Below are 19,678 nucleotides of genomic sequence, written 5' to 3' on the forward strand. Positions count from 1 at the left end.
TTTTACTTAAAAACATTGACGTTAGACCGCCGAAATTATATCATACTCCGTTTATGTCATACCCTAATTTGATTGACCCAGAAGTTTTCGCCGCCGAAGGGCAGAATCTGCAAGGCAGCTTCCTGCTCGAAGAATTGGATGAACGAGTCAGTTCGCACGATTATCCGGCCGACAAACAGACACGCGTGTCGTTTACGCTGCAAGGCGGCCGCGACCGGCTGCAACGTCTGTTTCTCGATTTGAACGTCAAAGCCGACATGCCCCTGATTTGCCAGCGCTGCATTACGCCCATGCCGTTTCTACTCGATGAAACCAGCCGTATCGTCTTGTTTGCCGATGAAGAGAGTTTGGACGAAGCCATGCTTGCCGATGAAGAATTGGAAGGCATACTGCTCGAAAAAGAGCTAGACGTACGAACTCTGGTCGAAGACCAAATCCTGATGTCGCTCCCTTTCTCCCCTCGACACGAAGACTGCGGCAACAATGGAACACTGGACGAAGTCAATCGGGACAAACCAAACCCCTTCGCTGTTTTAGCAGGTTTGAAAAGCAGTTAATTAGGACACAGTTTATTTATCTAGGAGCTTGAAATGGCCGTTCAACAAAACAAAAAATCCCCTTCTAAACGCGGTATGCACCGTTCACACGACGCTCTGACTGCGCCTTCTCTGTCTGTCGACAGCGCAACCGGCGAAGTGCATCGTCCACACCACATTTCTCCAAACGGTATGTACCGTGGCCGTAAAGTGGTAAAAGCTAAAGGCGAATAATCCGTTCGTCTGACTGAAAAAGCCAGAATATTGCCATGCAATGACTGGCTTTTTTGCATTGCACCCTGTATTTTCCTCTTCGGAAGCACACCATGAAACGTAAAATCTGGTACACCTACGACGACATCCACCGCGTAATCAAAGGATTGGCGGAAAAAATCCAAAACTCCGGCACCAAATACGATGCCATGATTGCCATTGGCGGCGGCGGTTTTATCCCTGCCCGCATGTTGCGCTGCTTCTTGGAAATCCCGATTTACGCCGTGACCACAGCCTACTACGACAACGATCACGAAGGTCAAGTGACCGATGAAGTGAAAAAAGTCCAATGGCTTGATCCCGTTCCCGATGTACTGAAAGGCAAAAACGTATTGGTTGTTGACGAAGTGGACGACAGCCGCGTTACCATGGAATTCTGCCTGAACGAATTGTTGAAAGAAGATTTCGGCACCATCGGCGTGGCAGTATTGCATGAAAAAATCAAAGCCAAAGTCGGCAAGATTCCCGAAGGCATCCCTTATTTCAGCGGCATTACCGTGGAAGACTGGTGGATCAACTATCCTTGGGACGCACTGGACATCGACGAACACAATAAATTGGCCGCGCAAACCGATAAATCCGGCATGACCATCGCAACAAGCCTTTCCATCTGATTTTCAATCTATCTCCTGAAAATCAGATGAGTGTGCTTGTCCGATGGTCCGAGGCCGTCTGAAACACACAAACCGGAGAACAACATGATTACACTGGCCGTAGATGCCATGGGCGGAGATGCAGGCCTTGCGATTACCGTCCCCGGTGCAGTGGATTTCCTCAAACAACAATCCGATGTACATCTGATTATGGTCGGCGATGAAGCAGCAGTCCGCCAAGCATTAAGCTCGGCAGGCGCGCCTATGGACCGCATCACCGTCTGCCATGCAGCACAAGTTGTTGAAATGGATGAAGCGCCGCAATCCGCGCTGAAAAACAAAAAAGAATCATCCATGCGCATCGCCATCAACCAAGTTAAAGAAGGCAACGCGCAAGCCGCCGTATCAGCAGGCAATACCGGCGCACTGATGGCGACCGCCCGATTCGTCCTCAAAACCATTCCCGGCATTGAGCGCCCCGCTATCGCCAAATTCCTGCCTTCCGACAGCGAACACGTTACTTTGGCTTTGGATTTGGGTGCCAACGTTGACTGTACGCCCGAACAACTGGTTCAATTTGCCATCATCGGCAGCGAGCTGGTACACGCCCTGCACCCCGAAAAAGGCAGTCCGCGCGTCGCCCTTTTGAACGTCGGCACAGAAGACATCAAGGGTACGGATGCCGTCAAACAAACCTTTAAACTGTTGAGCAGCAGCAAACTCAACTTCATCGGCAATATCGAAAGCAATAGCGTTTTGTATGGCGAAGCCGATGTCGTTGTCGCAGACGGATTTGTCGGCAACGTTATGCTCAAAACCATCGAAGGCGCGGTTAAATTCATGAGCGGCGCTATCCGCCGTGAATTCCAAAGCACCCTGTTCAACAAACTTGCCGCCATTGCCGCCCTGCCCGCGCTCAAAGGCTTGAAAGGCAAACTGGATCCGCGCAAATTTAACGGCGCCATCCTGCTTGGCCTACGCGGTATCGTGATTAAGAGCCACGGCGGAACCGACGAAGTCGGCTTCCGTTATGCTTTGGAAGAAGCCTACCACGAAGCCAAATCTGCCGGCCTCGCCCAAATCGAACAAGGAGTAGCCACCCAGTTGGCCGCTTTAGAAGCCGCCAAAGCAGAAGCAGAGCAGGAAGAAACCGCCGCTCCGGCCACGGAAGCTTAAGGCTGATATACACAGGCCGTCTGAAACTTCAAAATGTTCAGACGGCCTGTTTTTATCTTTGAAACACCAACTTCATGCTTCATATTGGGAATTTCCCCATTTTCGCTTACAATATCCGACTATCTGAATTAACTCTCTAAAAAGGCCGTTCTCATGCAATATGCCAAAATTTCCGGCACAGGCAGCTATCTTCCTGCCAACCGCGTCAGCAATGACGACCTTGCCAAAAAAGTGGACACTTCCGACGAATGGATTACCACGCGTACAGGCATCAAATTCCGCCATATTGCAGACGAGGGCGAAAAAACCAGCGACTTGGCCGCCGAATCAGCACGTCGCGCCTTGGCAGATGCCCATTTACAGGCTGACGACATCGACCTGATTATCGTTGCCACAGCCACTCCCGATATGCAGTTCCCCTCCACTGCGACCATCGTTCAGCAAAAATTAGGCATAACCAACGGCTGCCCTGCCTTTGACGTCCAAGCCGTGTGCGCCGGTTTTATGTATGCCATGACCACTGCCAATGCCTACATCAAAAGCGGCATGGCGAAAAACGCTTTGGTTATCGGCGCGGAAACCTTCAGCCGCATCGTCGATTGGAACGACCGCACCACCTGCGTCCTCTTTGGTGACGGCGCAGGCGCGGTTGTCTTAAGCGCATCTGACGAACCGGGCATCATCCACAGCAAACTCAAAGCCGACGGCAACTACCTCAACCTTTTAAACGTCCCGGGACAAATCGCCAACGGCCAGGTTTGCGGGTCGCCCTACATCAGCATGGACGGTCCCGGCGTATTCAAATTTGCCGTCAAAATGCTGGCAAAAATTGCAGATGACGTTATCGAAGAAGCCGGTTACACCGCCGACCAAATCGATTGGATTGTGCCGCACCAAGCCAACAAGCGCATTATCGACTCTACCGCCAAACACTTGGGTTTGAGCATGGACAAAGTGATCTTGACCGTCCAAGACCACGGCAACACTTCCGCAGCCTCCATTCCGTTGGCACTGGATGTCGGCATTAAAAACGGCCAAATCAAACGCGGACAAAACCTCTTGCTCGAAGGCATCGGCGGCGGTTTTGCCTGGGGTGCGGTTTTGGTGAAATACTAACGGTTGGGCCGTCTGAATATCCCTTTCAGACGGCCTATTCTGCTCAAACCCATGAAATCCCTAACGTTTGCATTCTGCATCAGCAGCCTGTTTTTAAGCATAACGGCTGTAATATTGCCCAAACTGGCAATCGCCTATCTCGCACAGAGCGCATACGTTTTCCTGCTTTACTACCAAGACAAACAGCGCGCACGCAACCACGGCAGGCGCATACCCGAAGCAAAATTGCATCTGCTCAACCTGCTTGGCGGTTGGCCGGGCGGTTATTGCGGCAGCCTTGCATTCCGGCATAAAACCAGCAAATCCGGATTTATCCGCACCTTCCGACTGGGTGCCGCAACCAATACTGCCGCCACCCTCCTTCTGCTGGCAGATACCCTAAAACATTCAAACCAATAAGGAATTACCATGTCTTTCGCATTCTTCTTTCCTGGACAAGGCTCACAAAGCCTAGGCATGATGAACGGCTTTGCCGAACAAGCCATCGTTAAAGCCACATTTGACGAAGCTTCCGCCGTATTGGGTCAAGACCTGTGGGCAATGATTAACGGCGAAGATGCCGAATTAATCGGACAAACCGTCAACACCCAGCCCATCATGCTGGCCGCCGGCATTGCCACCTACCGCGCCTACTTAGAAGCCGGCGGTAAAATCCCTTCCGTCGTTGCAGGCCACAGCCTCGGCGAATACACCGCCCTCGTCGCTGCCGGTGCATTGGATTTCGCAGACGCGGTCAAACTGGTCCGCCTGCGCGCCGAACTCATGCAATCTGCCGTACCACAAGGTGTAGGTGCAATGGCTGCTATTTTGGGTTTGGAAGATGAACAAGTCAAAGCCATTTGCGCCGAAGCCGCACAAGGCGAAGTCGTTGAAGCCGTCAACTTCAACTCCCTCGGCCAAGTCGTGATCGCCGGCAATACCGCCGCAGTCGAACGCGCCATGGCCGCCGCCAAAGAAGCCGGAGCCAAACGTGCCCTGCCGCTGCCCGTTTCCGTTCCCTCACATTGCAGCCTCATGAAGCCCGCAGCGGAAAAACTTGCCGAAGCACTGAAAGACATCACTATCAAACAACCACAAATCCGTGTCATCCATAACGCCGATGTTGCCTCTTACGATGATGCCGACAAAATCAAAGATGCCTTGGTACGCCAACTGTACAGCCCGGTGCGCTGGACAGAAACCGTCAACGCGCTTGTTTCCGAAGGCATTACCGAATCCGCCGAATGCGGCCCTGGCAAAGTCCTCGCAGGCCTCGCCAAACGCATCAACAAAGAAGCCGCGTGCAGCGCATTGACTAATGCCGACCAAGTGGCTGCATTTATCGAAGCCCACTAAAACGTTTTCGGACGGCCTTATCCTGTCAGGCAAGGCCGTCTGAAAAATCAGCCCACCCCAATCCGAATACATTATGAAAAAAACCATTATTCTTGCCGTTCCCTACATGTACGGACTGGATCAATGTATCGAAAAAAATCTGCGTTTTCTTGGCTTTGATGTCATCAACCTGTGCTATGACGACCGAGATTCCTATTACCCGAACTTGGGTAGCAGACTCAAAAACCTCTATCACAAACACATCACCAAAGACGGCAACTATAAAAAACACCTCAAATACAGCCGCCACCTCGACGACATTCAGCAAAAATTGGCCTCGCTAAACGGTAAAAAAGCCGACTATGCGCTCTGTATCCGCGCCAATATTTACCCCAAAGAAATTATCGCCACCATCCGAGAACACAGCAATGTTTGCGTGAATTATCAATGGGATGGCGTAGGTCGTTTCCCAGATATTATTGAATATTTGGATTATTTTGATCAATGTTGGGTTTTCGATCCCGACGATATTCAAAAATATCCACAATGCCGTTTCAAAGCCACCACCAATTTTTACTTTGACTTTCCCGTGGCGGAATATGCGCCTACCAACAAACTCTACTTTTTGGGCGGCTATGAACTCCGACGCGAAGAGCAAACCAAACGTTTTATCCAAGAAACCGAACGCCTCAACCTACCCTTGGATTTCCATATCTACTGCAAAGATGACAGGGCCGAAAAAGCCTTCGGACACAACGGCATCCGCTATCTAGACCGAAGCAGCATCCTTAGCTTCGAAGAAAACCTCAGCCAAGTGCAAAGTTGCGGCGCAGTCGTCGATTTTGCACAATTCGAACATTACGGCTTATCATTCCGTATCTTTGATGCGTTGCGTTTCGATAAAAAACTGATTACCACCAACAAACATATCTTAGAGACCGACCTATACCACCCAGACCGTGTGTTCGTATGGGACGGCGGTAGTTTAGACGCATTGCCTGAATTTTTGGCACGCCCGTATCAGCAACCTGCCCCTGAAATCAAAGCCTATTATTCATTTACACAATGGCTGAACCGCCTGCTCGGCATTGATTAACCCTATGCCGATAGCAAATATCCCTATCTGACAAAATATTATATTGAATACATTATGAGTAAGAAAAAAGTCATTCTCGCCATGCCGGAACTCTTCAAAATCCACGAACTCATTATTGAGAACTTGGAGAAATGCGGATTTGAAGTACTGTCCCTGACCTATGAAGAAAAAGAGTTCAAATACAAAAATGTATTTCAACGGCTGAAAAAAATCTGGTATCGAAATATTCTTGGACAAAAAGACTTCAAAAAACGGACCATGTTCCGCGCCGTAGAAGAACGCCTCAATACCCTGTTAAGCGAACATCCCGAACAAGCGGATTATTGCTTCATGATTTGGCTGGGCGCATACCCGAAAGACTTCATCGCCAAGCTCAGAGCGCATTCAAAATTAATGGTGTATTACAACTGGGAAGCCCTGACCTTCTTAAAAGAAGACTTCGACAACATCGAATTTTTCGACAAATTTTACTTTTTCGATCCGTTTGACCAAGGCAAACACCCCGAATACGCCGAAAAACTCTTTCCAACCACCAGCTTCTACTTTGACAGCTTCAGGCCGTCTGAAAACCCGCAAAACAAAATCTTGTTTATCGGCTCGTACGCTGCCGACCGCAACAATGACATCCGTGCATTTTGCGAAGCTGCACGTTCAATCAGTTTAGAAATAGATTTCCGCTTGGCCAGTAAGAAAATCGAAGAAGAAAAAGCGGCTTTAGGCATTCCCGAAGTCGAGTTCTTCTCATTTGAAAACGCCCTCTCCTATCGTCAAAACTTAGAAGAAGCGGCCAAATCCTCTGTATTGGTAGATTTCCTCAACCGCAAGCACTACGGCCTCTCTTTGCGGATTTTCGAAGCGATTGGATTGGACAAAAAACTGATTACGACCAATCCGACCATCGTACATTACGATTTTTATCACCCGAACAATATGTTCTACTGGGACGGAAGCAACCTTGAAGAACTCAAAGCCTTCCTGACCTTGCCGTATGTACCGCTTGCCCCCGGCCTGAAGCACAAATACAGCTTCAGCAACTGGATCAGCTGCGCCTTTAACATCGAACCCAACATCCCCATTACCCTGCCCCAAGCGGACCCGTCCATTTTGGAGAAACAGCATGTTTGAAAAAGAAAAACTACTAACTGCCGTCCTGCCAGTCAGACAAAGGCCGCCTGAAAAGAACACACGGCACATCGTCTATGCAGCCGATCAAAATTACATCCGACATATCGGCACATCCATGCTTTCCGTACTGGAAAACAACCACTTCTCCATCCATTTCCACCTACTGGTCAGCGGATCGGAAAGCTACGACTTCAGCATTTTCAACCATCTCGAAACCATCAATCCCAACTATGCCGTAACGGTTTACCACCTCAACACCGAATACTTTACCACCCTGCAAACCAACAGCTATTTCACCATAGCCATGTACTACCGCATGTGCATACCTGCCATACTTGGCGGCATCAGTGATACTGCTCTTTATCTCGACACCGATGTATTATGCTTGGGTGACATCTCCGAACTCTTTACCATAGACCTTACAGGCCAACTCGTCGCGGCAGCTCCCGATACCATGTTCCGCGCTTATATCTGCAAGCTAAATCCTGTCGGCTTCAACGACACCGCCCCCTACTTTAATTCCGGCGTATTACTGTTCAACATCCAAAACTGGAACGATTCACAAACAGACAATATATTACAAAACAAAATAGAAGCCGTGGAAAACGCCGACATCCGCCTATCATGCCCCGACCAAGACATCCTCAACCTTACTTGTATCAATAAAATCCGCTGGCTTCCCGATACATACAACTGGATACATTGGCAAAAAAAAGCCTATGAATTAAACAAAAACCCAAATGCAATCAAGCTCGTACACTTTACCGGCCACGTCAAACCATGGCACGTCTTAGGTTTTCATCCCGTTTACGACCGCTACTATCAAAAGTCGCCTTGGAACGAAGGATATATTCATCAACCGTTAAACACATGGCTGCCCTTTCCTAAGCCTTACCAAGCCTTCAAACAAGCCGCCAAAAGACTTTCAAAGCAAGGGGATAAAAAACAAGCCTGGGCATATTACAAAGAATACCTGCTCAGAAAACTCAATCCAAACAGATTCAAAGCACCAGATTTTTAACTGTCAAATAGAAAGTTCAGACGGCCTACTTAAGAAAATTAGATTAAAAAACCTATTCGTGGTATAAGGCCGTCTGAAACCATTTTTCCAATCGCAATTAAGGAATAAAACATGAGTACACAAGATTTGAGCGGCAAAATTGCTTTAGTAACCGGCGCATCGCGCGGTATTGGTGCGGCGATTGCCGATACTTTGGCTGCGGCCGGTGCAAAAGTTATCGGCACGGCCACCAGCGAAAGCGGCGCGGCTGCAATTAGCGAGCGTTTGGCGCAATGGGGCGGCGAAGGCCGTGCATTGAATTCTGCCGAACCTGAAACCATCGAAAACCTGATTGCCGACATCGAGAAAGAATTCGGCAAACTGGATATTTTGGTCAACAACGCCGGCATTACCCGCGACAACCTCCTGATGCGCATGAAAGAAGAAGAGTGGGACGACATCATGCAGGTTAACCTCAAATCCGTCTTCCGCGCCTCCAAAGCCGTATTGCGCGGCATGATGAAACAGCGTGCCGGCCGCATCATCAACATCACATCCGTTGTCGGCGTGATGGGCAATGCCGGCCAAACCAACTATGCGGCCGCAAAAGCAGGCTTAATCGGCTTCTCCAAATCTATGGCGCGTGAAGTCGGCAGCCGCGGCATTACCGTCAACTGCGTCGCCCCCGGCTTTATCGACACCGATATGACCCGCGCCCTGCCGGAAGAAACCCGCAAAACCTTTGAAGCGCAAACTTCTTTAGGCAAATTCGGTGAAGCGCAAGATATTGCCGATGCAGTCTTGTTCTTGGCTTCTGATCAGGCAAAATACATTACCGGTCAGACACTTCATGTCAACGGCGGCATGTTGATGCCTTAAACCATTCTTTTATTTAAAGGCCGTCTGAATATTTCAGACGGCCCTTTTTGTCAATCAAAACACTATTTTACATTCTATCTTGATATAATCTTAATAATCCGTTAGATAACGCTCGAAACAGTAAATCCAAATAAGCATGATACGGGAAATCAAATCGCAGGAATAAATTGCGTTCTGTGCGTTTTTATTTGGGTTTGCTGTCGGTTTTCGACGTGTTTCAGACGGCCTCTATATAACAATATTTACTTTTAATGAAAGGCCGCCCACTCTATGCACGAATTTTCCCTTGCTCCCATTGTCATTGTTCTGTTGGTTGCCGTTATTACGGTTATCTGCTGCCGCAAATTCAACATTCCTTCCATGCTCGGTTATCTTTTGGTCGGTTTTATTGCCGGCCCGGGTATGTTCAGACTGATTCCGCAAAGCCACGCTACCGACTATTTGGGCGAAATCGGCATTGTGTTCTTGATGTTCAGCATCGGCCTCGAATTCTCCCTGCCTAAACTCAAAGCCATGCGCCGCCTCGTATTCGGTTTGGGCGGTTTGCAAGTCATCGTTACCATGCTCTCGATTATGGGCATTTTGATGGCGATGGGTACGCCGTTTAACTGGGCGTTTGCCACCGCCGGCGCACTGACCATGTCGTCCACCGCCATCGTCAGCCGCATTTTGTCGGAGAAAACCGAGCTGGGTCAGCCGCATGGTCAAATGGCCATGGGTGTTTTGCTGATGCAGGATATTGCCGTTGTACCGCTGATGATTCTGATTCCGGCGCTTGCCGGCGGCAGCGAAGGCAACTTGTGGGTAGAGCTGGGCTTGGCCGGTTTGAAAATGTTGCTAACCTTGGGCATTTTGTTTGTTGTTGGCAGCCGTGTGATGTCGCGCTGGTTCAGACTGGTTGCCAAACGCAAATCGTCCGAACTCTTCATGATCAACGTTTTGCTGGTTACTTTGGGCGTAGCCTATCTGACAGAACTTGAAGGCCTGTCCATGGCATTGGGCGCATTCGTCGCCGGTATGCTGCTTTCCGAAACCGAATACCGTATTCAGGTGGAAGACGACATCCGTCCATTCCGCGACATCCTGCTCGGCTTCTTCTTCATCACCGTCGGCATGAAGCTGGATATTCAGGCGCTGATCGGCAACTGGCAGCAAATCCTGATTTTGTTGGTCATCCTGTTGGTCTTGAAAGCACTGGTCGTTTTCATCATCGCTTTGCGCATGAAAAACCCTGTGGGCGACAGCCTCAAGAGTGCGCTTTATTTGGCGCAAGGCGGTGAGTTCGGCTTTGTGATGCTGGCCATTTCCAGCAAAATCAATATGGTTTCGCCCGAATTGGAACAAGCGGCCACCGCAGCCGTATTGCTCTCCATGATTGCCGCTCCATTCATTTTGGGCAGCAGCGATGCCATCATCGGCCGATTCGTCAAATCCGACTGGGACATGAAAGCCTTGGACTTGCATTCCATGCTGGTGGAAACCATGAGCAAATCCGAACACGTCCTGATTATCGGTTTCGGACGCGGCGGCCAATCGGTTGCCCGTGTATTGGCGCAAGAAGGCATCCCCTACTTTGCCCTCGACTTGGACATTGCCCGCGTACAAGTGGCACGCAACGCAGGCGAACCGGTTTCCTTTGGCGATGCCAAACGCCGTGAAGTCTTGGAAGCCGCCGGCTTGGGACGCGCCAAAATGGTAGTCATTACGCTGAACAATATGCACGAGACCCAACATGTTCTCGGCAACATCATGTCCATGCATCCGAGCATGCCGGTTTATGTTCGCGCCACCAATGACGATTACGTCAAAACCTTTACCGAAATGGGCGCGGAAGAAGCCGTTTCCGACACCAAAGAAACCAGCCTGGTGCTGGCAAGCTATGCCATGTTGGGCCACGGCCTCTCCTACAACCACGTTTATCAAACCATAACCCATATCCGTCACAGCCGCTATGCATCGTTGCAAGACTTGTTTATCGGCAGCGACGATGACAGCTTCTCAGACGAAGACAGCAAAGCCATCTCCCGTCACGCCTTCCCGTTGCACGGCGAGGCACACGCCATCGGCAAAACCATCCGCGAATTGCCCTTGTCCGCCCATCATCTGAAGCTATTGTTTATCCGCCGCAAGACCGGAAAAATCCAAGAACTTGATCCTGATTTTGTTTTGAAAAACGGTGATATTTTGATTGTCGCAGGCAAGCAGGAAGAAATTATTTCCTTTGAAAACTGGTGCTTGCAAGGAGATATCTAATAATCGGCAAATAAATCTTGCGCGCATCAGAATTTTTTGGTTTAATAGCGTCTTCGCAATTTTGCGCACGGGTGATTAGCTCAGTTGGTAGAGCGTCTGCCTTACAAGCAGAATGTCGGCGGTTCGACTCCGTCATCACCCACCACTTTCCTTTTCATTGTCTTTGACAGTGGATGCGCGGTGGTAGCTCAGTTGGTTAGAGTACCGGCCTGTCACGCCGGGGGTCGCGGGTTCGAGCCCCGTCCGCCGCGCCATTATTTAAAAATACTGATTTTTCAGTATCTCCCTTTTACGGGTGATTAGCTCAGTTGGTAGAGCGTCTGCCTTACAAGCAGAATGTCGGCGGTTCGACTCCGTCATCACCCACCACTTTCCTTTTCATTGTCTTTGACAGTGGATGCGCGGTGGTAGCTCAGTTGGTTAGAGTACCGGCCTGTCACGCCGGGGGTCGCGGGTTCGAGCCCCGTCCGCCGCGCCATCAAGTTAAAAATAAAAAATACCGGTTTTTACCGGTATTTTTTTCGTCTGTACCTTATGCCTTTTCGTAAAAAGGCCGATTATTTAGACAAGAGAAGCCGGAAATAAACTTAAAACATACGTCTTAAATACTGAAGATAAAACCATCCATCTCAAGCTGATTCACACCAAACGTTTATTCATCCAATTCCTGAATCATCTTTTAAAATAGACATAAATACTTGCCTCCTCTTCTTACACAAAGGCCGTCTGAAACGTCAATACATTTTCAGACGGCCTTTTTTAGCTTATCAAACCTGATACCTAATCATGCAGGAAGCTTTAGCATCAATCCAATGATCGCCACCGGGCTGAACAATTTTAGACACCAGCTTATCCAAATCGCGTAAATAATCGGTCGACTTCGGGCTGTTGATAATGACGACAACCACTAACGGCTTTTCGCCCAACCAATACCCTGCCAATGCGCGGACATCTTTGAGCGTACCGGTTTTGAGGCGCAGGTTTTCACCGGGCTGTTTCAAGCGTGTTTTAAGCGTGCCGTCTTTACCGGCAATCGGCAGCGTACTGATAAACTCGTTTTTAAACGGGCTGAAGTAGGCTTTTTCCAACATTTGCGCCATCATTCGCGCATTGAGCCGTTCTACGCGGGACAGGCCTGAGCCGTTTTCCAACACCAGCCCTTCCGTATTGATACCGGCAACCGCCAACTCGCTTTTTACGATAGAGGCAGCCTTGGCCTGCGCCTGCTTGTAATCAGATATATGTCCGGCAAATTTAAGGAAAACCGAACGGGCAATCAGATTATTGGAATGCTTGTTCATATCGGTGAGGATATCGGCAAGCGGTTTGGATTGATGACTTGCCAAAATATGCGCGTCATGAGGCGCGACACCTGTTGTCAGGCCGTCTGAAACCGTGCCGTCTTGTTGACGCCATTGGTTGACAAAACTTTTGCCGACAAATTCTTTCATGCTGTACATATTCAGATACAGCTCTTTGCCCAAACAACTTTCCGGCAGCTTGCCCGATACGGTCAGCGTATTGTTTTTATAGGAAGTCTTCATGTGGTTTTTTAAAACGCTGCACTTCCCTTCCTTATCTTCAAGTGTTAATTTGTTTTGAATGTTCAGATTCGGCAGCGGCGGATTGGTACGGATGACCAAGCGTCCGTCTGCTTCTTTTTCGGCGCTAAGTTCAACGGTTTTATACGCCAACATATTGGGGTCGGGCGGCGTCATAAAGCTTTCGGCAGAATCGGAAGCAAAATCATCCGGATTCTTCACATCGCCCCACAGGCTGCGGTCGAGTATCAGATGTCCGTCAATATGGCGTATGCCCTTATCGCGCATCTGTTGCTGCATTTGCACCAGATCATGCTGGTCAAACACAGGATCGCCGCTCCCTACCCAATACACATTGCCTTTCAGCGTATCGCCTTTGATTGCGCCGTTGGTTTTAAACTCGGTTTTCCAACGATAATCGCCGCCCAGCATACGAAACGCGGTAAACGCCGTTACCAGCTTCATGGTCGAAGCAGGATTGCGCAACTCATCGGCACGGTGTTCCACAATCACTTTGCCGCTGTCCAATTCCTGCACATAAACGGAAATTTCATTTTCAGGAATACGGCCGAAATCCAAAGCCCATGACGGACACGCCGCCACCATCAGGCTGATTAATAAAATATTTTTTAACTTCATTGTGTTACGAAAAATTGATACATCTGTACGAGGTACTGAGGCCGTCTGAACATTTCAGACGGCCTGTTATTTATTTCTGATGCGCTTTCAAACGCAAAGCAAACATGACGACCACGACACCGACAACCAAAGCGCAACCCATCGCCAAATGGATACCATCCAACATTGCCTGTTGCGGCATATCTGCACTGGAAAGTTTCTCGCCGATATTGGTTGCACCGACAAAAAACGCCGCGCCGATGGCACCGGCAATCGGGTTGATGGTGGTCAGAATCGCCGCACCGTGCGGATTGAGCGTTTTCGGCAACGCGTTCAGACCATGAGTTTCGCCGGTTACACAAGCAGACACGGAAAGCGCCAACAGCGTAAACATCGCCGTCAACATCACCACTTGCGTATCAATCCGCAAAAACAGCCACAATACTGCCAGCGACACCACCAGCATCACTGTTGCTGGCAAGACGACAAAACGTCCACCCTTTTTGTCCAACAATTTGCCGAACAAAGGCGCGGCAACCGCTTGGGCAATGCTGGCAGGCATCAGAATCAGACCGGTTGCCGTACCGGTCAGCATCAACACTTGCTGCGTGTACATCGGTACCATCAGCTCCAAGCCCAAAAACAGGAATACCGCACCGGCCAAAATCACAACGCAATATCTGAACTGTTTGTATTCAAACGCACGAAGGTTCAACAACGGCGTAGCCAAACGGAACTGCCGGTGCGCAAACCAACCCACCAGTACAACGGAAGCGGCAAAGAGCAGGATAAATTCCAGCAGCGGTATATGGGCAAAATTACTGCTCGCATAAACCAACCCGCCGAAGCCCGCAATCGACAGCACAGCTGACAACATATCAATTTTCGGACGGCTGATATTACTCAAATTGACCGTCAAATATTTGCCCACCAGCACCATCGCCGCCAACATAAACGGCGCGGTAAAGCCGAACAGCACACGCCAATGCGTATGGTCGATGATGATGCCCGACAGCGTCGGCCCCATTGCAGGCGCGGCGGTAAACATCATGGTAATGACGCCCATCGCCGTTCCTCGTTTGTTGGGCGGGAAAATCGACAACACGCCGTTAAACAGAAGCGGGACAAAAAACGCGGCAGACACCGCCTGCACCATACGCCCCACAACCAAAATTCCGAAAGTCGGTGCAAACGCGCAAATCAGCGATCCTGCTAAAAACGTTGCCTGCGTAAACAGCACCATTTTGCGCGTTTCAAACCATTGAATCACGCCGGCCGTAATCGGCGTAAATGCCCCCATGACCAGCAAAAAGCCCGTTGTCAGCCATTGAACCGTGGTCTTATCGACACCAAAATCTTTCATAATCGGCGTAAGCGCGACATTCAGCAGCGTGTCGTTGAGATAGCCGAAAAATGCGCCGATGAATAAGGTGGCGACAATGGTTTTAGCTGGAAAGTCGGGATTGTCGGCATAGTATTCGTGTGCCGTTGCGTCCTCTTGCGAATCAGAAGCGTGCATAATAATTTGAAATATCAGCGAAACCGTTATTTTAGCATAAACCATTTTGACAGGCCGTCTGAAACCTTGACCGCTTCCCCAGATAACACTAAAATTTAGAATTGTTTTCATTTTTATTATTAAACAGGAGAAAAACATGTCAAAGAAAGTCAGCATCTTGGTCGGCAGCCTGCGTAAAGGCTCGTTCGCACGAAAAGTCGCACAAAACGTCGTTTCCATGTTCCCCGAAGGCTACGAAGCACAAATCGTCGAAATCGGCCATTTACCTTTATACAACTTCGACTACGACGATCCTGCCGTTACCGACTTCCCCACTCCGTCCAGCTATACCGAGTTCCGTGAAACCATCAAAGCCTCTGCCGGCGTATTGTTCGTGACTTCTGAGAACAACCGTACCGTCCCTGCCTGCCTGAAAAACGCCATCGACATCGGCTCCAAACCCAATGCCGATGTTGCCTGGAAAAAAACACCGGCCGGCATCATCAGCCATTCTGTCGGTAAAATGGGCGGTTATAGTGCGCAAAAAAATCTGCGCCTTGCCCTTTCGTATTTCGATATGCCGCTGACCGGCCAGCCGGAAGTGTTCCTCGGCAACTCGCCTACCCTGTTTGACGACAACGGCCAGCTCATCGAATCCGCGCGCGGCTTTGTTCAAGGCTATATCGACCAATTGGTTGCCTTGATTGAGAAAAACCCTAAATAATCGGGATTGAAGCATACAGGCCGTCTGAAAAACGAAATTTCAGACGGCCTCATCTTTTGCAAAAAATCAGTTTTTCAACCCTTCCTAAATTTTTACTAATTGAGTGCGGCTATAATCACTGTCCACCCATCCTCCGGAGAACTTCCATGCGCGTATTATTGGTTGAAGACGATGCCATGATTGCCCAAGCCGTCAGTGCCAACCTGAAAGACACCGGCTACGCTGTCGATTGGGTCAGCCGCGGTTCGGAAGTTGCCGCAGCAGTGGCGGCGCAGGCATACGATTTGCTACTCTTGGATTTGGGTTTGCCCGGCAAAGACGGTTTGGACGTATTGGCGCAAATCCGCAACGGCGGCTGTACCGTTCCCGTCTTAATCGTGACCGCGCGCGACGATTTGCACAGCCGCCTCAACGGCCTAGACGGCGGCGCAGACGACTACATCGTCAAACCCTTCGACATGGCGGAACTGCAAGCCCGTATGCGCGCCGTATTGCGCCGACACGGCGGACAGGCGCAAACGCTGCTGAGCAACGGCATCATCACGCTCAACCCTTCCACCCATCAGGCGGAAGTGGTCGGGCAGGAACAGGCCATCATGCTCAGCAACAAAGAATTTGCCGTCCTCCAAGCCCTGTTGCTGCGTCCGGGCATGATTCTGTCTCGCAGCGATTTGGAAGACAAAATCTACGGCTGGGGCGAAGAAGTCGAAAGCAACGCCGTTGACTTCCTGATTCACGCCTTACGCAAAAAACTCGGCAAAGAAGCGATTCAAAACGTCCGCGGGGTCGGCTGGCTGGTTGCACAAAACAACCAGGCCGTCTGAAAAACCAAAACAATATCAATACACAAACCATGCAACGCCTTATCCACACCATCAAACAATCCCTGCAAGTCCGAATCAGCCTCGCCCTGATCTGCATGCTCCTGCCCCTCTCCATTCTTGCAGGCATATTTTCATATTACGATACCTATCACGAGACCCAAGAGGTTCAAGACGACCTGTTGCGCCAAGTTGCGAACTATCTCGACCCGAGCGATGCCGATGACGAGAAACACTCGCTCGACAACGACAATAAGATTTCCGTTCAATTTCCCAATACGCCCAACCCCATCGTCAGCCTGCCTGAGCAGATTTCAGACGGCCTGCACACCATTCAGGCCGATGACGACGACGATTACTACCGCGTTTATACCCGCGACACCAAACAAGGCCGAATTGCCGTCATGCAGGAAAGTGACTACCGCGAAGAGCTGGCCGAAATGGCCGCCGTGCAGAGCATCCTCCCCATGCTCCTCGCCCTGCCCCTGATTATCCTGCTCACCGTCTGGATTACCCATCGCGCCATGCGTTCCGTCAAAACCCTGTCCAACGATTTGGAACAGCGCAAAATCAACGACCTCTCGCCGATGGACACCCAAAACATTCCCAGCGAAATCCAAGGCTTTGTCGTCGCCATCAACAATCTGTTGCAGCGTACCGACGAAAACGTCCGCCAACAGCAACGCTTTATCGCCGATGCCGCACACGAATTGCGCAGCCCCATGACCGCCCTTTCCCTTCAGGCAGAGCGGCTCAACAATATGCAGTTGTCCGCCGAAGCGCGCGAGCAGTCCGCCCTGTTGCAACAAAGCATACAGCGCAACCGCCACCTGCTCGAGCAACTCCTTTCCCTCGCACGCGCCCAAGCACCCGAAACCCAACGCCCCAAAACCCTGATCAGCCTGCAAACCCAGTTCCGCCGCGTCTTGCAGGAACTCATGCCGCTGGCGTTGGCCAAAGGACAAGACATCGGCGTCGCCGTTGAAAACGACTGCCAAATCCACGCCGACGACACTGAAATCTACACCCTCATCAAAACCTTTACCGACAATGCCATCCGCTACACCCCCAAAGGCGGCCGCATCGATTTGGGCTTTGACGAAACCGCCGAATACCTCAACATCTGGGTAGAAGACAACGGCCCCGGCATTCCCCCAAGAGAGCGCCAACGCGTTATCGACCCCTTCTACCGCATTCTCGGCACTGAACAACAAGGCACCGGTCTGGGGCTTTCCATCGCAAACACCATTGTCAAACGCCATCAAGGCCGTCTGAAACTGGCCGACAGCCGACGCTTTGACAGCGGCTTGCTGATTATTGCCGAGTTGGATAAAAAGACGCTTTAAATAATCGACCCGCCCAAATTGATTTATCTAGCTTTAATCCGATAAATGAAAACGTTTTAAAACCAAAGGCCGTCTGAAAATACCTTTCAGACGGCCTTTTTATATTTTGGAGCAAACCTCATTCATTCCTCACAAATACGGCTGCAAGGTTTGACGGAGGATTTCCATATCGGTAATTTCGGTGATATTGGCTTTACCCAAGTATTCCAAACCGACAAAACGCATGATGCCGCTGCTGACTTTTTTGTCGTGGCTCATGTGTTCAATCCATTTTTCAAATGAGAAAACAGGCGGCGCAGACGGGAGGGAGGCGGCTTCCATTAAAGCGGCAATGCGGTCGGTATCGGCTTGTTGGGTTTTGCCCAGAATTTGCGACAAACGGGAAGCAAGGACGCAACCGGCGGCAACGGCTTCACCGTGCAGCCATACGCCGTAGCCCATTTCGGCTTCAATGGCATGGCCGAAAGTGTGGCCGAGATTAAGCCATGCGCGGATGCCCTGCTCGGTTTCGTCTTGGGCAACAATATCGGCCTTCATTTTGCAGCAATGGTAAACGGCTTCTGCCATTTTTTCTTGGTGTTGCGCCATCAGGTCGGCCATATTCTCTTCCAACCAGGCAAAAAATTCGGCATCGCCCAATACGCCGTATTTGATGACTTCCGCCATGCCTGCGGAAAGTTCGCGTTGCGGCAGCGTTTGCAGGGCGGTCAAATCGGCCAAAACGGCTTGCGGCTGGTAGAACGCGCCAATCATGTTTTTACCGAGCGGATGGTTGATGGCGGTTTTACCGCCGACCGAAGAATCGACCTGGCTGAGCAATGTGGTCGGCACTTGGATAAAAGGTGCGCCACGCTGATAAGTCGCCGCGGCAAAGCCGACCATATCGCCTATCACGCCGCCTCCCAAAGCGATTAAAGTGGTTTTGCGTTCGGCACGGTTTTGCATCAGGCCATCGTAAATCAGGTTGAGCGTCTGCCAGTTTTTATATTCTTCGCCGTCGGGAAGGATGATGCTGAAATGCGGCACGCCCAGTCTGTCTAAGGCCGTCTGAAGCTGTTTGAGATAAAGCGGCGCAACGGTTTCGTTGGTAATGATGGCTGCTTTTTTGCCTAAATAGGGCTGAAGCAGCGCATCGGCCTGCTCAATCAGTTTATGCCCGATAAAGATGGGGTATTGATGGGACGGGGTTTGGACAGTCAGTGTGCGCATGGTGTTCCTTTGCAAAGCGTGTTTATTCGCCTAAAGCCTGTATCAGGCGTTTGAGCGTTTTGTGGCAGCTGTCGGATTCGATGACGAGATGGGCGGTTTGACGGTACAGCGTATCGCGTTGATCATACAGCTCTTGCAGTTTGGCCAAAGGGTCGGCAACTTGCAACAGCGGCCGGTTGCTGTCGTAACGGGTACGCTCCAGCAAGGTTTCGGGGCTGGCATGCAGATAAACAACCATACCGTTTTGGCGCAAAATCTGTCTGTTTTCACTGCGTAATACGGAGCCGCCACCGGTCGATAAAACGATGTTATGCCGGGAAGCGAGCTTTTTCAGCATATTGGTTTCGCGGTTGCGGAAGCCTTCCTCCCCTTCCATCTCAAAAATGGTCGGAATGGATACGCCCGAAGAAGTGCAGATTTCGTAGTCGCTGTCGTAAAACGGGCATTCAAACATTTGGGCAAGCTGTTTGCCCAAAGTGGTTTTGCCCGCGCCCATCAGCCCGATTAAGATTAAATTACCGTTGATTTTTTCCATGAGGGTCATTTTATACGATATGGTG

19 protein-coding genes and 4 tRNA genes are annotated in these 19,678 nt (G+C 50.2%); 19 read left to right on the forward strand and 4 right to left on the reverse strand.

Annotated features, from left to right (window positions below; genetic code table 11):
* Positions 1-53: 53 nt before the first annotated feature.
* The 16 genes from HMPREF2661_RS05905 to HMPREF2661_RS05980 all read left to right on the forward strand — a co-directional run bounded on the left by HMPREF2661_RS05905 (position 54) and on the right by HMPREF2661_RS05980 (position 11,839).
* A complete protein-coding gene (locus HMPREF2661_RS05905; protein ID WP_049322492.1) occupies positions 54-557 on the forward strand; it encodes a YceD family protein in 504 nt (167 codons plus the stop codon).
* Between the two features lie 33 nt (positions 558-590).
* Positions 591-770: a 50S ribosomal protein L32 gene (gene rpmF, locus HMPREF2661_RS05910; protein ID WP_002240035.1), complete on the forward strand. Its 180-nt coding sequence runs from the start codon at positions 591-593 to the stop codon at positions 768-770.
* Positions 771-862: 92 nt separating this feature from the next.
* Positions 863-1,423: a phosphoribosyltransferase gene (locus HMPREF2661_RS05915; protein WP_070822722.1), complete on the forward strand. Its 561-nt coding sequence runs from the start codon at positions 863-865 to the stop codon at positions 1,421-1,423.
* 84 nt (positions 1,424-1,507) lie between these two features.
* Positions 1,508-2,578 carry a phosphate acyltransferase PlsX gene (gene plsX, locus HMPREF2661_RS05920; RefSeq protein WP_003748926.1) on the forward strand — a complete coding sequence of 357 codons (1,071 nt, stop codon included), beginning with the start codon at positions 1,508-1,510 and terminating at the stop codon, positions 2,576-2,578.
* Positions 2,579-2,731: 153 nt separating this feature from the next.
* Positions 2,732-3,694, forward strand: coding sequence for a beta-ketoacyl-ACP synthase III (locus tag HMPREF2661_RS05925; RefSeq protein ID WP_003748928.1), 963 nt, complete (start codon positions 2,732-2,734; stop codon positions 3,692-3,694).
* A gap of 51 nt (positions 3,695-3,745) precedes the next feature.
* A complete protein-coding gene (locus HMPREF2661_RS05930) occupies positions 3,746-4,093 on the forward strand; it encodes a DUF1294 domain-containing protein (protein ID WP_049322489.1) in 348 nt (115 codons plus the stop codon).
* A 9-nt stretch (positions 4,094-4,102) separates the two neighbouring features.
* The gene (fabD, locus tag HMPREF2661_RS05935) at positions 4,103-5,029 is read left to right on the forward strand and encodes an ACP S-malonyltransferase (protein WP_070822723.1); all 927 of its coding nucleotides are present in this window, start codon (positions 4,103-4,105) and stop codon (positions 5,027-5,029) included.
* A 73-nt stretch (positions 5,030-5,102) separates the two neighbouring features.
* On the forward strand, positions 5,103-6,104 hold the full coding sequence (locus HMPREF2661_RS05940) for a WaaS/CpsH family glycosyltransferase (RefSeq protein ID WP_070822724.1): 1,002 nt from the start codon (positions 5,103-5,105) through the stop codon (positions 6,102-6,104).
* Between the two features lie 54 nt (positions 6,105-6,158).
* Positions 6,159-7,229, forward strand: a complete 1,071-nt coding sequence (locus HMPREF2661_RS05945; RefSeq protein WP_070822725.1) for a WaaS/CpsH family glycosyltransferase — start codon at positions 6,159-6,161, stop codon at positions 7,227-7,229.
* A complete protein-coding gene (locus HMPREF2661_RS05950; RefSeq protein ID WP_070822726.1) occupies positions 7,222-8,250 on the forward strand; it encodes a glycosyltransferase family 8 protein in 1,029 nt (342 codons plus the stop codon). The genes HMPREF2661_RS05945 and HMPREF2661_RS05950 overlap by 8 nt, the downstream gene beginning before the upstream one ends.
* A 111-nt stretch (positions 8,251-8,361) precedes the next feature.
* Positions 8,362-9,108 (forward strand): 3-oxoacyl-ACP reductase FabG, encoded by a 747-nt coding sequence (fabG, locus tag HMPREF2661_RS05955; protein WP_003684588.1) that lies wholly within the window; start codon positions 8,362-8,364, stop codon positions 9,106-9,108.
* Between the two features lie 270 nt (positions 9,109-9,378).
* The gene (locus tag HMPREF2661_RS05960) at positions 9,379-11,361 is read left to right on the forward strand and encodes a monovalent cation:proton antiporter family protein (protein WP_070822727.1); all 1,983 of its coding nucleotides are present in this window, start codon (positions 9,379-9,381) and stop codon (positions 11,359-11,361) included.
* A gap of 69 nt (positions 11,362-11,430) precedes the next feature.
* A tRNA-Val gene (locus HMPREF2661_RS05965) sits at positions 11,431-11,506 on the forward strand.
* 32 nt (positions 11,507-11,538) lie between these two features.
* Positions 11,539-11,615: transfer RNA gene (locus tag HMPREF2661_RS05970), tRNA-Asp, on the forward strand.
* A gap of 39 nt (positions 11,616-11,654) precedes the next feature.
* A tRNA-Val gene (locus HMPREF2661_RS05975) sits at positions 11,655-11,730 on the forward strand.
* Positions 11,731-11,762: 32 nt separating this feature from the next.
* Positions 11,763-11,839 (forward strand) — tRNA-Asp (locus HMPREF2661_RS05980).
* Between the two features lie 289 nt (positions 11,840-12,128).
* Here HMPREF2661_RS05980 and dacB read toward each other — a convergent pair.
* Together dacB and HMPREF2661_RS05990 are read right to left on the reverse strand one after the other, a co-directional pair.
* The gene (gene dacB, locus HMPREF2661_RS05985; protein WP_049322595.1) at positions 12,129-13,541 is read right to left on the reverse strand and encodes a D-alanyl-D-alanine carboxypeptidase/D-alanyl-D-alanine endopeptidase; all 1,413 of its coding nucleotides are present in this window, start codon (positions 13,539-13,541) and stop codon (positions 12,129-12,131) included.
* Positions 13,542-13,611: 70 nt separating this feature from the next.
* Entirely contained in the window at positions 13,612-15,039 is a 1,428-nt protein-coding gene (locus HMPREF2661_RS05990; RefSeq protein WP_070822826.1) for an MFS transporter, read from the reverse strand.
* Between the two features lie 136 nt (positions 15,040-15,175).
* Between HMPREF2661_RS05990 and HMPREF2661_RS05995 the strand changes: the two genes are divergently transcribed.
* The 3 genes from HMPREF2661_RS05995 (at position 15,176) to HMPREF2661_RS06005 (ending at position 17,909) form a co-directional block, all read left to right on the forward strand.
* Positions 15,176-15,742: an NADPH-dependent FMN reductase gene (locus HMPREF2661_RS05995; RefSeq protein ID WP_039864340.1), complete on the forward strand. Its 567-nt coding sequence runs from the start codon at positions 15,176-15,178 to the stop codon at positions 15,740-15,742.
* A gap of 146 nt (positions 15,743-15,888) precedes the next feature.
* Positions 15,889-16,566, forward strand: a complete 678-nt coding sequence (locus tag HMPREF2661_RS06000) for a response regulator (protein ID WP_070460434.1) — start codon at positions 15,889-15,891, stop codon at positions 16,564-16,566.
* A 29-nt stretch (positions 16,567-16,595) separates the two neighbouring features.
* The gene (locus HMPREF2661_RS06005; RefSeq protein WP_070822728.1) at positions 16,596-17,909 is read left to right on the forward strand and encodes an ATP-binding protein; all 1,314 of its coding nucleotides are present in this window, start codon (positions 16,596-16,598) and stop codon (positions 17,907-17,909) included.
* A 129-nt stretch (positions 17,910-18,038) separates the two neighbouring features.
* On the opposite strand, the gene aroB is transcribed toward HMPREF2661_RS06005, so the two are convergent.
* Complete coding sequence (gene aroB / locus HMPREF2661_RS06010) at positions 18,039-19,118, reverse strand: 3-dehydroquinate synthase (RefSeq protein WP_070822729.1); 1,080 nt, start codon at positions 19,116-19,118, stop codon at positions 18,039-18,041.
* Between the two features lie 22 nt (positions 19,119-19,140).
* Positions 19,141-19,653: a shikimate kinase gene (locus HMPREF2661_RS06015; protein WP_070822829.1), complete on the reverse strand. Its 513-nt coding sequence runs from the start codon at positions 19,651-19,653 to the stop codon at positions 19,141-19,143.
* Positions 19,654-19,678 lie beyond the last annotated feature (25 nt).

Source organism: Neisseria sp. HMSC061B04, assembly GCF_001836705.1.
Classification (GTDB): Bacteria; Pseudomonadota; Gammaproteobacteria; order Burkholderiales; family Neisseriaceae; genus Neisseria.

What these genes read in the sequence shown, in the direction of transcription:
- HMPREF2661_RS05905 (WP_049322492.1), top strand. Translation starts at nt 54, where the DNA reads ATGTCATACCCTAATTTGATTGACCCAGAAGTTTTCGCCGCCGAAGGG.
- rpmF (WP_002240035.1), top strand. Translation starts at nt 591, where the DNA reads ATGGCCGTTCAACAAAACAAAAAATCCCCTTCTAAACGCGGTATGCAC.
- HMPREF2661_RS05915 (WP_070822722.1), top strand. Translation starts at nt 863, where the DNA reads ATGAAACGTAAAATCTGGTACACCTACGACGACATCCACCGCGTAATC.
- plsX (WP_003748926.1), top strand. Translation starts at nt 1,508, where the DNA reads ATGATTACACTGGCCGTAGATGCCATGGGCGGAGATGCAGGCCTTGCG.
- HMPREF2661_RS05925 (WP_003748928.1), top strand. Translation starts at nt 2,732, where the DNA reads ATGCAATATGCCAAAATTTCCGGCACAGGCAGCTATCTTCCTGCCAAC.
- HMPREF2661_RS05930 (WP_049322489.1), top strand. Translation starts at nt 3,746, where the DNA reads ATGAAATCCCTAACGTTTGCATTCTGCATCAGCAGCCTGTTTTTAAGC.
- fabD (WP_070822723.1), top strand. Translation starts at nt 4,103, where the DNA reads ATGTCTTTCGCATTCTTCTTTCCTGGACAAGGCTCACAAAGCCTAGGC.
- HMPREF2661_RS05940 (WP_070822724.1), top strand. Translation starts at nt 5,103, where the DNA reads ATGAAAAAAACCATTATTCTTGCCGTTCCCTACATGTACGGACTGGAT.
- HMPREF2661_RS05945 (WP_070822725.1), top strand. Translation starts at nt 6,159, where the DNA reads ATGAGTAAGAAAAAAGTCATTCTCGCCATGCCGGAACTCTTCAAAATC.
- HMPREF2661_RS05950 (WP_070822726.1), top strand. Translation starts at nt 7,222, where the DNA reads ATGTTTGAAAAAGAAAAACTACTAACTGCCGTCCTGCCAGTCAGACAA.
- fabG (WP_003684588.1), top strand. Translation starts at nt 8,362, where the DNA reads ATGAGTACACAAGATTTGAGCGGCAAAATTGCTTTAGTAACCGGCGCA.
- HMPREF2661_RS05960 (WP_070822727.1), top strand. Translation starts at nt 9,379, where the DNA reads ATGCACGAATTTTCCCTTGCTCCCATTGTCATTGTTCTGTTGGTTGCC.
- dacB (WP_049322595.1), bottom strand. Translation starts at nt 13,541, where the DNA reads ATGAAGTTAAAAAATATTTTATTAATCAGCCTGATGGTGGCGGCGTGT.
- HMPREF2661_RS05990 (WP_070822826.1), bottom strand. Translation starts at nt 15,039, where the DNA reads ATGCACGCTTCTGATTCGCAAGAGGACGCAACGGCACACGAATACTAT.
- HMPREF2661_RS05995 (WP_039864340.1), top strand. Translation starts at nt 15,176, where the DNA reads ATGTCAAAGAAAGTCAGCATCTTGGTCGGCAGCCTGCGTAAAGGCTCG.
- HMPREF2661_RS06000 (WP_070460434.1), top strand. Translation starts at nt 15,889, where the DNA reads ATGCGCGTATTATTGGTTGAAGACGATGCCATGATTGCCCAAGCCGTC.
- HMPREF2661_RS06005 (WP_070822728.1), top strand. Translation starts at nt 16,596, where the DNA reads ATGCAACGCCTTATCCACACCATCAAACAATCCCTGCAAGTCCGAATC.
- aroB (WP_070822729.1), bottom strand. Translation starts at nt 19,118, where the DNA reads ATGCGCACACTGACTGTCCAAACCCCGTCCCATCAATACCCCATCTTT.
- HMPREF2661_RS06015 (WP_070822829.1), bottom strand. Translation starts at nt 19,653, where the DNA reads ATGGAAAAAATCAACGGTAATTTAATCTTAATCGGGCTGATGGGCGCG.